At 57.2% G+C, this 12151-nt stretch carries 12 protein-coding genes; 4 read left to right on the top strand and 8 right to left on the bottom strand.

Translation table 11 applies throughout. The annotated features are described in order from the left end of the window. The first annotated feature begins 35 nt into the window (after positions 1–35). Positions 36–539, top strand: coding sequence for a DUF6622 family protein (locus tag FFI16_RS01635; RefSeq protein WP_138813905.1), 504 nt, complete (start codon positions 36–38; stop codon positions 537–539). 70 nt (positions 540–609) lie between these two features. Further along, a complete protein-coding gene (locus tag FFI16_RS01630) occupies positions 610–1329 on the top strand; it encodes a hypothetical protein (protein WP_138813904.1) in 720 nt (239 codons plus the stop codon). Between the two features lie 117 nt (positions 1330–1446). Here the strand turns inward: FFI16_RS01630 and FFI16_RS01625 are convergent, their stop codons facing one another. Next, positions 1447–2526: a pyridoxal phosphate-dependent aminotransferase gene (locus FFI16_RS01625; protein ID WP_138813903.1), complete on the bottom strand. Its 1080-nt coding sequence runs from the start codon at positions 2524–2526 to the stop codon at positions 1447–1449. 96 nt (positions 2527–2622) lie between these two features. Next, complete coding sequence (gene glyA, locus FFI16_RS01620) at positions 2623–3978, bottom strand: serine hydroxymethyltransferase (protein ID WP_138813902.1); 1356 nt, start codon at positions 3976–3978, stop codon at positions 2623–2625. 275 nt (positions 3979–4253) lie between these two features. Between glyA and FFI16_RS01615 the strand changes: the two genes are divergently transcribed. Further along, entirely contained in the window at positions 4254–4859 is a 606-nt protein-coding gene (locus FFI16_RS01615; RefSeq protein ID WP_081321445.1) for a helix-turn-helix transcriptional regulator, read from the top strand. Continuing rightward, positions 4846–5724 (top strand): queuosine precursor transporter, encoded by an 879-nt coding sequence (locus FFI16_RS01610; protein ID WP_138813901.1) that lies wholly within the window; start codon positions 4846–4848, stop codon positions 5722–5724. The genes FFI16_RS01615 and FFI16_RS01610 overlap by 14 nt, the downstream gene beginning before the upstream one ends. Before the next feature lie 89 nt (positions 5725–5813). Here FFI16_RS01610 and queC read toward each other — a convergent pair whose 3' ends face one another. The 6 genes from queC to cyoA all read right to left on the bottom strand — a co-directional run bounded on the left by queC (position 5814) and on the right by cyoA (position 11449). Continuing rightward, on the bottom strand, positions 5814–6512 hold the full coding sequence (gene queC, locus FFI16_RS01605) for a 7-cyano-7-deazaguanine synthase QueC (RefSeq protein WP_138813900.1): 699 nt from the start codon (positions 6510–6512) through the stop codon (positions 5814–5816). Between the two features lie 103 nt (positions 6513–6615). Next, positions 6616–7503, bottom strand: coding sequence for a heme o synthase (gene cyoE / locus FFI16_RS01600; protein ID WP_017135069.1), 888 nt, complete (start codon positions 7501–7503; stop codon positions 6616–6618). A gap of 11 nt (positions 7504–7514) precedes the next feature. Further along, positions 7515–7856: a cytochrome o ubiquinol oxidase subunit IV gene (cyoD, locus tag FFI16_RS01595; protein WP_010206434.1), complete on the bottom strand. Its 342-nt coding sequence runs from the start codon at positions 7854–7856 to the stop codon at positions 7515–7517. Continuing rightward, positions 7856–8482, bottom strand: coding sequence for a cytochrome o ubiquinol oxidase subunit III (locus tag FFI16_RS01590; protein WP_056858318.1), 627 nt, complete (start codon positions 8480–8482; stop codon positions 7856–7858). The genes cyoD and FFI16_RS01590 overlap by 1 nt, the downstream gene beginning before the upstream one ends. 3 nt (positions 8483–8485) lie before the next feature. Continuing rightward, the gene (gene cyoB / locus FFI16_RS01585) at positions 8486–10504 is read right to left on the bottom strand and encodes a cytochrome o ubiquinol oxidase subunit I (protein WP_138813899.1); all 2019 of its coding nucleotides are present in this window, start codon (positions 10502–10504) and stop codon (positions 8486–8488) included. Between the two features lie 3 nt (positions 10505–10507). Beyond that, complete coding sequence (gene cyoA, locus FFI16_RS01580) at positions 10508–11449, bottom strand: ubiquinol oxidase subunit II (RefSeq protein ID WP_026013527.1); 942 nt, start codon at positions 11447–11449, stop codon at positions 10508–10510. Between the last annotated feature and the right edge of the window lie 702 nt (positions 11450–12151).

The raw sequence follows: 12151 nt of genomic DNA, 5'->3' as shown, positions 1-12151 counted from the left end.
GAAAGTACCCGACGCATTACTGCAAGGAAGCACCCATGCTCGATATCCTCCAAGGCACGCCCCTGTGGGTGTACGCCATCTACCTGTGGATTTGTTATTACGGCATCAAGGCCTGCCTGGGCGGGCGCGGGAATCGCCGCTCATTGTTGATTTTGCCGGTGGTGCTGGTGGTGTGGTCGCTGATGTCGCTGGAGCCTTCATTGCTGTCGAGTGGTGCCTGGGTCGGCGGTGTGCTGGCAGGTTGCCTGATGGGGATGTTGCTGTTTAACGCCGATGGCGCCCGGCTCGATGCCGATGGCGAAACGCTGGTACTGGCGGGCACCTGGAAAACCCTGCTGATCTCGCAGCTGTTCTTTGCGGTGAAGTACTACTTCGGCTATCAGCAGGCCGTGCACCCGCTGCTGTTGAGCACGCCTGAGATGTTGCTGGCCGTCGGCGGTGTGTCGGGGTTTACCGTTGGTCTGTTCTGCGGGCGGGCCGTGCGCTTGCAGCGGGCGCTGAGCGCATTGCGCCGCGATATGGGCAGTGTGCTGCCTTGACCTGACCTGCGTGGCCGCCGAAAATGCGCGACGTTTTTTTGTTCCCGCTTACTGAAGTAGTGAAATTTCAATGTCTGATTCTTACACCGAACACGCCGCCGAAGAATCCGTAGCCGCCCTGCAATCGAAGGCCGAATACGAAAACGCCATCAATCTTTCACAGCATGTGCCTGCGGCCAAGATCATCAGCGAGATGGTGCTGGACGCGTTCCACACCTCCAAGGAAAGCGACCAGATCCGCGAACTGCGCGTGGCCATCCGCCAGGCCCATGACGCCTTCGACGACGACAAGGCCTACGACCTGATGGGCCAGCTCAAGCAACTCAAGGATGCCGAAGCGGCCGATAACATCGCCCTCGAAGACCTGAGCAGTAAGTTCTCGATCAGCCGCATCCTCTCCAGTTTCAAGGACGACCCCGAGTTCCAGGAGCTGGTCTACGGCCTGGCCCTCAAGGTGCTGAACCAGTCTCACCAGGCCATCAGCAACCCGAGCGCCGGCAAGGGCAAGGCTGCACGGGCCAAGAAAGAAGCCGAAGTGTTTGTGATCAGCAAGGATGGCATCAGCGTCACCCTGCCGCTGCGCACGCCGCGCTCCAAGCTCAACGTTGACCGCGAGGCGTTCGAGTTTTTGGGCTTCAGCTTTGTGGGTGAAGGCGATGAGGCTGAGCTTGAAACCGAGAGCTTTGTGGATAACGCCGGCGCCGAGCAGCCGTTGAGCCGCAAGAGTGTGATTACTGCGTTGCAGCAGCAGACAGCGTTTGATGGGTACAGCATCGCGCAGCAGCAGTAACGCATTGCTCAAAAGGTGGGAGCTGGCTTGCCTGCGATAGCATCACCTCGGTTTGCCTGATAGACCGAGGTGCTGCTATCGCAGGCAAGCCAGCTCCCACATGGGTTTTGTGTTGCTTTAAAGACTCGCGAACACTTCGCGAAACCGCGCCATTTCCTGCTTGTTGCCCACCGTCACCCGCACCCACTGCGGCCAATCCTTCCACACCCGCCCGACCAATACGCCCTGTGCAGCCAGCTTCTCGATGACCTGTTCTGCCGGCTGCTTCACGTTAATCATGAAGCAGTTGCTTTGCGACACTGTGCAGGTAAAACCACGCCCCTTTAGCCAGGCAATGGTTTCATCGCGCAATTGGGCGTTGAGCGCCTTGCGTTGCGGCACCAGCTTGAGGTCGTCCAGGCTTGCCCGGGCACCGAGCAACGTGGACGCCGCCGGCACATTGTCGCCACCAAACACCGCCAGCCTTTCCAGCAACGCCGGGTGTCCGATCGCCAGGCCCAGGCGCGCGCCGGCCATGCCGTAGATTTTCGAGAAGGTGCGCAGCACCAGTAAGTCGTCGTGGTCCTTGACCCAGCTCACGCAGCTTTGTGCGTCACAGAAGTCGATGTAGGCCTCGTCCACCACCAGCACGCAGCCTTTGGGTTTATTCGCCAGCGCCTGGCGGATCGCTTCGGTGGGCGTCAGCGTGCCAGTCGGGTTGTTGGGGTTGCACAGGTACAGCATGCCCGCCTGCGGGTCGGCGGCAAGCATGGCCGGCACATCATGGGCATGCTCGGTATTGAGGCTCACTTCGTGGACTGGCGCCTGCCACGCTTCGGCGGCCTGGCGTGGCACTTCATAAGACGGCGTGGCCATCACCAGACCACGGGCCTGGCTGGTAAACGCCAACACGGCGTAGCGCAGGGCGGCCATGGAGCCGGCAAATACAGCGACCTGTTCTTCGGCAAGCCCCTGCGCTTCAGCGAACTGTTCTGCCAAGCCGTACATGTAGCCATAGGGATACAGCCCGGAGAGGCCGATGCCACGCTGCATCGCCTCGCGGGCGGCGGCTGAAGGGCCGTAGGGGCTTTCGTTGTAGTTGAGTCGCACCGTGTCCGCCGGGGCCGGTGGCGGGCTGGCCACCGCCCAGTCCAGGCGGCCCAGCACCGGCAGAGCCGCGCCAAAGGCGAGAAGAGACCGACGACTTACGCTGAACATGGAGCGACTCCTTGTAGACGGGTGATGGTTTCTCACGGTTCGTACAAAGAAGTATGACGAGAAGGCGTTCAGCTGATTTAGCCACCGGCGCGGTGATCAACCCTCCAGGTAGTCGGCGATCGGGTAATTCATGCACAAGGCTTCCACCGCCGTGCGCACCTGCTCGCGCACCTCAGGCTCAAGGCGATAGTCCTGTTCGCCCAGCGGGGTGACGTGTTCCAACACCCGACAAATCAGCTCAATCACCTGCCGGCAGCCGTCGGCATCGAAATTGCGTTGCGCCATGCAGCCGGTGCCGAGACACAAACCGCTGGTGACCAACTTCGAACGTGTCTCGCCCGGTACGCGGTGCTTGCTCACCACAATGGCGCAAGCCTCCAGGGCCGCCTCGGCGATGGCGCCGGTCATGGCGCCCTGCAACCGGATCAGCACCGTATGGTTCTCACTGCGCCCGCCCACCACTTCGTAACCCTGAGCCGCAAACGCACTGGCCACTTCATCGGCAAGCGCACGGCCACGCTCCATACAGGCATCAAACTCTGCTGACTTCGCATACCCCAAGGCCGCCGCTTTTGCCGCGATCATGTTCATCGCCGGTGCGCCTTGCATACGCGGGAACACGGCTTGATCCAGCACGCGGCTGAACGTTGATTTAAGGCCGGGCACCTTGGTCTCGGCGTCGCGGCCGCACAGAATCAACCCACCCCGTGGGCCGCCCAATTGCTTGTGCGTGCAGGTGATGGTGACGTGTGCAGCGTTGATCGGGCTCGGATGGCGCCCTGTCACCACCAACCCGGCGATAGCGGAAATATCCGCCAGCAGGATGGCGCCCGCCTCGTCGGCAATCGCGCGAAAGCGCTCAAAGTCCACCACCCTTGAGTACGCGCCCGCACCACAAATAATGATGCGTGGGCGATGGGCCAGGGCCAGGCTGCGCACCTGCTCATAATCGATAAGGCCTTCGCCGGTGGTGCCATAGCGGATGGCCTTGTAATACGCCCCGGTGAACACCGCCGGGCTGCCAAGGGTGAGTTCACCGCCATGGTCGTGGGCCATACCCAGTAGCGTATCGCCCGGCTCAAGCAGCGCCGAAAGCACTTGGGATATGGCGTTGGACGCCGAATGAGGCTGCACGCCGGCGTAATGCGCGTCGAACAACTCCCGCGCTCTGCGGATGGCCAGGGATTCAACCAAATCGACATTTTCGCAGCCGGTACGATAGCGTTTACCGGGCGTGCCTTCGGCGCTCACATTGACCAGTGCGGAGGCGCAGGCGACCAAGGTGCGTGGCTTGACCGCGCAGGAAGAAGCCACCAGTGAGAGGGTGCGATGCTGGCGAGTGACTTCAGCATCCAGCAGGCTGGCGAGTTCGAAGTCTTCTGCGCGCAGATCCGCCAGGCCATGACGCAGCAGGTCGGCCTGGTCTTTGAGGGGTACGGTATTGAATGCCATCAGTGCGGGTCCCTTCCTGGGCGTTGCGTGCCGGTCCGTCCTGAACCGAGAGGGTTAATTAAACAGGAAATTAAACATTTTCCAAATCAAATGTTCATTTCTCCGGCGCCAAGCCCATCAAAAGTACGCAAGCCGCGCATCCGGACTTTATTGTTAGGCCCCACGCATGCAACACTCCCGCCGCCGCAAAATCAGAAGCGCCCCCGGAACGGGCGCTCCCTTGTTGTGGCTGCGCAAACAATGGACGTTAACGACTAAAAGGAAGTGGTGAGCACGTGATACACAGACGCGAAAAAACCGAGCACTTGAAGAGCAACATCAAGTACTTGATCAAAAGCCGCGGCGAGACGCAGTTGTCGTTATCCAATGCTGCCGGCCTGACCAGGACCACCATCTACAACATCCTGGAAGGCAAGGTCGTCAACGTGCAGCAGTCCACAGTCCGCAAGATCTCGGACTTCTTCGGCGTCTCCTACGATGAAATCGAGACCCTCGATTTTGAAGCCAAGGAAATCATCGAGAGCAGTGTTTCCCCACAGGGCAACATGAACCCGGCCGCCGTGCCGGTGCTCAAGGAAAGCCTGGTTATCCAGAACCTGGACAAGCGCATTGGCGAATTGGCCACGCTGTATCCGCTGACCTACTACTTCGGTTCTTCCTACAACCTGATCGGTGTGCGCCTGGAACGGGGTATTCCCGGCATCAACGAGCCGGGTGATTTGTTGATCGTGCAAAAAGGCGCGTCAACCCTGGGCAAAGAAAAGCTGGTGTACGACCGGGCTACCCAGAAAATGTTTATCACCCTTGAAGCCTGCGTTGGCTCAGAGCGCCTGTGCGTGATCGGCGACATCATTGAGGAGCGCTTCAATGACAACCTATGAAGCGGGCATCGAAAACAGCAAATACAAACTGCTGGGCTTTGAGAATGACAAGAGCCTGGCGGTGATCATGGTGATCGCCACCGGCAAGGTCATCAGGATGAAGCTGAGTGAAGTCGTCAACAGCGAAATCATGGACAACCTCAATAAAATGGAAGTTAAGAACATGTACAAGAAGTTTTATTCCCAGGGAGGGACGCTGACGGCCTACGATATAAACGACCGCAACGAAAACTCCTGGATGATCTACATCATCCTGAACCTGTTGCTATTCACGTTTTATATCTTCACCAGCATTGCCGCGACCAAGCCTATTTACCTGGAGTCGATGGGCATCATCGTCACGCCGGGCACGTTTCTGTACCCACTGACGTTTTTGATCGTGGATCTGCTCAACGAGCAATTCGGCCTGCGCCTGGCCAGACGCGCCATTTTGTTTGCGTTCGCCAGTAACGCGATGATCATCATCCTGCTCTACGGCTCGACGTTTCTGCCAGGCTTGCCGGGCTGGAAACTCGATGGCCCTTACAACGACGTGATCATTCAGGTGTCCTCGGTACTGGTCGCGTCCTCGGTGTCGTTCCTGGTGTCGGAGAATATAAACTCCTACTTGCTGTGCAAGATCAAGGAACTGACCAACTCCAAATACCTGTACCTGCGGATTTTCCTCAGTACGTTTTTTGCGGTGATTATCGACAGCTTCCTGTTCTGCTTTATTGCGTTCTATGGCGCGATGCAGACCAGTGACATCTTGAGCATGATCTACGTGCAGATCGCGATCAAAGTCGGCTTTGCGTTTTTCAATATCCTGCCGGCCTATGGCGCGCGTGCGTTGTTCAAACGCTGGATTACCGGTAGCGCTGCCTGACCGTTAATAGGGTGGTTAATGTGATCTGAATGTGGGAGCGGGCTTGCCCGCTCCCACATTTTGGCCGAGTACTGCTTGCGGCCCTGACCCTAGCTCAGTTGCAACTTCTGCTTCAGGCTGCTCATCACACCCGCTTTATCCTGCAAATACTCATTCAAGCCCCGCGCCCGCAGGTTGCATGCATCGCAATTACCGCAGCCGGTGCCGATGATGCCGTTGTAGCAGGTCAGGGTCTGGTGCTGAACCAGCTCCAATTGGTTGTGATAATCAGCCAGCGCCCAGGTTTCAGCCTTGTTCAGCCACATCAACGGCGTGTCCAGGCGCAGCGTGTAGTCCATGCCCAGTTGGAGCGCGGTGTTCAGCGCTTTGACAAAGTCATCGCGGCAATCGGGGTAACCCGAGAAGTCGGTTTCGCACACACCGGTAATCACGCTTTCGGCTTTGACCTGATAGGCGTAGATCGCCGCCAGGGTCAGAAACAGAATATTGCGACCCGGCACAAACGTGCTCGGCAGGCTTTCGCCCGAGCTGTTCACGGTCGGCACCGGGATGTTGTCGCGGGTCAGGCTGCTGATCGCCAGCTCATTGAGCAAAGACACGTCCATCACCTTGTGGACGGTGGCGCCCAACTGCTTGGCCAGCTTCTGCGCGACTTCAACTTCGGCCACATGGCGCTGGCCATAATCGAAGGTAATGCAGTGCACTTCGTCATACTGCCCCAGCGCCTGGATCAGGCAGGTGGTCGAGTCCTGCCCGCCACTGAATACCATCACGGCTTTTTTAGTCATCACGTTGCTTCCTGCATTTGTAGAATGTGGGAATAGTTTAAAGGCCACTCAATAAAAAGCCCCGCGCTTCTTGCGAAGGCGGGGCTTTTTGTTGCTCGATGACTCAGTGTGCGTAGGTCAGCAACAGCTCTTTCGGCACTTGGAAATCCAGGGACATCATCACGCTGAGCGCGGTGATGGTGAAGATCGAGAACACGAACAGCTTGCGCGCCCAGACGGTGTCATCCACCGCCTTGTAGCCGGTCCAGGCCATGTACAACCAGTACATGCCCATGGCGGCAGCGACGGCGAGGTAGCTCATGCCGGCGTAGCCACTGAAGGTCAGCATCAAGGTCGCCACGAGGAAGGCCAGGATGTAGAGCAGGATGTGTTTCTTGGCTACCTGAATGCCACGTTTAACCGGCAGCACCGGAATCGACGCAGCCAGGTAGTCATTGAAGCGGAAGATTGCGATGGCATAGGAGTGCGGCATCTGCCACAGGCTGAACATCACCAGCAGCACCAGCGCAGCCATGTCGAAGCTATTGGTCACAGCCACATAACCAATCACCGGCGGCATCGCCCCCGACAGACTGCCCACCAGCGTGCCGTGAACCGACTTGCGCTTGAGGTACAGGCTGTAAAGGCCGACGTAGATAACAAAACCGATCACGGCAAACAGCGCCGCCAACGGGTTGGCCACCTTGTACAACAGGGCCACACCGGCAACACCCAGGACGGTCGCGTAGATCAGTGCCAGTTTCAGGGAGATAAGGCCCTGCACCAGCACACGATTCTTGGTGCGTTCCATCTTCAAGTCGATGTCACGGTCGATGCAGTTGTTGAACACACAACCGGAAGCTACCACCAGGGACGTGCCGATCATCGCAGCCAGAAAAATGGCCAGATCGACATGCCCCTTGGAGGCCAGGAAGAAACCGCCTGCCACAGAAAGCACGTTACCGAAAATGATCCCCGGTTTGGTGATTTGGATAAAGTGCTTAAGCGACATCGGGTCTTACCTCACTTCGCCATCATGAACGTATGGATGCTGAACATGATCCATATCGACAGGCCAACCAGCAGCAGGATCACAAGACCTGCGAACACGAACGCAATCACGTTATCGCGCTGCTCTTTCGAGCGATCCAGGTGCAGGAAGTACACCAGGTGAACCAGAACCTGAATCACCGCGAACGCCAGGACGATCATCAAGGTGATCGACTTCGGCAAGGTTGGGTACATCACCAGGCCGAATGGGATCAGGGTCAGGATGACCGACAGGATGAAGCCGATAGCGTAAGACTTTACGCTGCCGTGGCTCGCATCATGGCTGTCATGGTCATGGGAGTGTGCATTAGCCATTACAGAGTCCCCATCAAGTAAACGACGGTGAATACGCAGATCCAGACCACGTCCAGGAAGTGCCAGAACAGGCTCAGGCAGCTCAGGCGAGTCTTGTTGGTGTTGGTCAGGCCGTGTTTATTGACCTGATACATCATCACCGCCATCCACAGCAGGCCGGCAGATACGTGCAGACCGTGGGTGCCTACCAGCGTGAAGAACGCGGACAGGAAGCCGGAACGGTGCGGGCCGTAGCCTTCGGAGATCAGCAGGTGGAACTCGTTGATCTCCATGCCGATGAAGCCCAGGCCGAACAGGAAGGTCAGTGCCAACCAGCTCAGTACGCCTTTCTTGCTGCCCTTGTAGAAGGCCAGCATGGCGAAGCCGTAGGTGATCGAACTGAACAACAGCAAGGCGGTTTCGCCGAGCACGTAAGGCAGTTCGAAGATGTCGTGGCCCGACGGGCCACCCGCTACGTTGTTTACCAGTACCGCGTACACCGCGAAGATCGACGCAAACAAGATGCAGTCGGTCATCAGGTAGAGCCAGAAACCGAATACGGTCATTGGCCCCGAGTCGTGGTGATGGTCATCGTGCCCATGGTCATCGACATGGGCGTGTCCAGCATTGGTCACTAAGTTCGACATGGTTTAAGCCTGTTCCAACGAGGTTTCTACACGGTTGGCCGGAATTTTCTTCTCGGCTACCAGGCGAGCGTGTTGCTCGGCTTCGATGCGTTCGATCGTCTCGACCGGCACCATGTAGCCTTGATCATCACGGGCAGCGTGAATGATGAAGTAACCGATAGTGCCTACCAGGCCCACGATTGCCAGCCACCAGATGTGCCAGATCATCGCGAAACCGAACACGGTCAACAGCGCGCCCATCACCACGCCAGTGGCGGTGTTGTTCGGCATGTGGATCGGCTCGTAGTGCTTAGGCTTCTGGTACGCAGTACCGTCTTCCTTGGCTTCGGTGAACGCATCAATGGTGTTCGCAGTCGGGATCACAGCGAAGTTGTAGAACGGTGGTGGCGACGAAGTCGACCATTCCAGGGTGTGGCCATTCCATGGGTCACCGGAGTCACAGGCGTTCTGCTTGCGATCACGGATACTCACGTACAGCTGGATCAGCTGGCAGGCAATACCGGCAGCGATCATCAACGCACCGAACATGGCGACGTACAGGTACGGCACCCACTCAGGGTTGGTAGTGGCGTTCAGACGACGGGTCATGCCCATGAAGCCCAAAGCATAGAGCGGCATGAACGCGACGAAGAAGCCCGAGATCCAGAACCAGAATGCAGCCTTGCCCCAACCTTCGTGCAGCTTGAAGCCGAACGCTTTCGGGAAGTAGAAGCTGAAGCCTGCGATGTAGCCGAATACAGCACCACCGATGATCACGTTGTGGAAGTGCGCGATCACGAACAGGCTGTTGTGCAGTACGAAGTCAGCACCCGGGATGGCCAGCAGTACGCCGGTCATGCCGCCGATGGCGAAGGTCACCATGAAGCCCAGGGTCCACAGAACCTGGCTGGTGATACGCAGACGGCCGTGGTAGATGGTGAATAGCCAGTTAAATAGCTTCACCCCCGTCGGGATGGAAATCAGCATTGTCGCCAGGCCGAAGAAGGCGTTGACGCTGGCCCCCGAGCCCATGGTGAAGAAGTGGTGCAGCCAAACCATGAAGCCCAGTACCGAGATCGCGCCCGATGCGTAAACCATCGAGTGGTGACCGAACAGGCGCTTGCCGGTAAAGGTCGAGATCACTTCAGAGAAGATACCGAACGCTGGCAGGATCAGGATGTACACCTCAGGGTGACCCCATGCCCAGAACAGGTTCACGTACATCATTGGATTGCCACCAAGTTCATTGGTGAAAATGTGGAAATCCAAGTAACGGTCAAGCGACAGCAGCGCCATGGTAGCGGCCAGGATCGGGAACGAGGCCACGATCAGGACGTTGGCCCAGGTGCAGGTCCAGGTGAAGATCGGCATGTCCATCAGTTTCATGCCAGGGGCGCGCATTTTCAGGACGGTGGCCAGGAAGTTGACCCCCGTTAGCGTCGTCCCGAGTCCTGATAACTGTAGCGCCCAGATGTAGTAGTCCACACCCACGCCCGGACTGTACTGAATGCCCGACAATGGCGGATACGCAACCCAACCGGTCTTGGCGAATTCGCCGACGCCCAGGGACAGGTTGATCAGCACCACGCCGGAAACCAGCAGCCAGAAGCTCAGGGAGTTCAGGAACGGGTAGGCAACGTCACGCGCACCGATCTGCAGCGGCAAGGCAAGGTTCATCAAGCCGGTGAAGAATGGCATCGCCATGAAGATGATCATGATCACACCGTGAGCGGTGAAGATCTGGTCATAGTGTTCAGGCGGCAGGTAGCCAGGCGAACCCTCGGTGGCCATGGCCAACTGGGTACGCATCATGATGGCGTCGGCAAAACCACGCAGCAGCATGACCATGGCAACGATGACGTACATGACACCGATTTTCTTGTGGTCGACAGACGTCAGCCACTCGGTCCACAGGTAGGTCCATTTCTTGAAATATGTAATTGCAGCAAACAGTGCCAGACCACCCAGCGCGATCATGGCGATGGTCACCATTACGATCGGCTCGTGGAACGGGACCGCATCCCAACTTAATTTACCAAACATCGTTTACTCCTCTGCCCCAGCAGTTGAATGCGAGCCCGTGTCAGAACCTTCAACCACGGCCACTTCTTTCTTCTCGTGCTTGACCGGCTTGCCTGGCTTCATACCTTCGTACTTGTCGACGATTTTCTGAAACAGGTCCGGCTCAAACGCGGAGTACAGAGCGACTGGGTTGTTCTGGCTTGGTTTGGTCAGGGCGTCGTATTCAGCTTGATCAAGCTGTTTAGGTGCGGCCTTGACTGCGGCTACCCAGGCGTTGAAGTCTTCCTGGCTCGTCGAGATCGCTTTGAATTTCATGCCGGTGAAGCCAGCGCCGCTGTAGTTCGCGGAGATGCCTTCCATTTCAGCTTTCTCGTTGGCGATCAGGTGCAGGCGAGTCTGCATGCCTGCCATCGCGTAGATCTGGCCGCCCAGTGCAGGGATGAAGAACGAGTTCATCACGGCATCGGAGGTGATTCGGAAATTAAGCGGAGTGTTCTCCGGGAACTGGATCTCGTTGACCGTGGCGATACCCAGGTCCGGGTAGATGAACAGCCACTTCCAGTCCAGCGCGACCACTTCGATGTTGATCGGCTTGACGTTGGATTCCAGCGGACGGTACGGGTCCAGCTCGTGGGTCGACTTATAGGTGATGTAACCCAGGGCGATGATGATGAGGACCGGCACCAGCCACACGGCGATTTCGATCTTGGTGGAGTGCGACCACTTAGGCGCGTAGGTAGCGCTGGTGTTCGACGCGCGGTATTTCCAGGCGAAGGCGAAGGTCATGATGATCACAGGGACCACGACCAGCAGCATCAGCAGGGTAGCGGTGATGATCAGGTTTCGTTGATCCAGACCGATCTGTCCTTTTGGGTCCATCAAGGTCCACTTGCAGCCTCCCAGCATTAACAGCATGCCAATCAGCGGCAAAAAGCCTAGTAATCGGGGGTACCTGTTTTTACTCATCTCACGACCTCTAAAGCAGCTTGCGCAATGCAGTTGGGTTTTGATCGCCAACACTTCACCCTGCCAAGGGTTGGCATTTCTCTTCGATTGAATAAGAGCCTGCCCGTCACGCCATAACTGTACGTTTCACGGACCTGCGGTGAGTTCTTATTCGATTTCGTGGTTAAAGGCCTTGTTACAGACCAATTCCATTTGGTGCGGATAGTTGAAAGGCTGCCGGAACCTTGGGGTCGCACAGAGCCGTCCATCTGCCCCTCGACCGCTCCAGTGCTCAAATATTGAACAGCACAGGACATTCAGTGCGGGCGATTGTAGTTAGCTAGCGATGTATAAACCATGTCTTATAAAGAAATAATTTTTATCGATTACAGCAACAATCCTTCACTAAACCTGCAAAGGTTCGCGATCTTATCGTGTTCGATTCTCAACAAAAACCACAAAAATTGCCGTGTTATTGGGCATAACGCCACTTCCCTTACACCTTGCAAGGGCTTGTAAAACGGATCCAAGCCCCCATAAAACAAGGCATTCGGACATCACCCAATGGCTGGGGCGGCGTGACATTCGCGGCATTGCCCAAACGATGAACTGACAGCACAATTTAGCCTTCGGGTGCAAATTTAGGCGGCGGTTTGGTGGGTCAGAAATGTCCTGCGACAGCGTCCGTGTGACAACATGTCGCACGCTGTGCACACCTATTGT

The organism is Pseudomonas sp. KBS0710, from assembly GCF_005938045.2.
Lineage (GTDB): Bacteria > Pseudomonadota > Gammaproteobacteria > Pseudomonadales > Pseudomonadaceae > Aquipseudomonas.
This window is presented reverse-complemented; position numbering and strand designations above follow the sequence as displayed.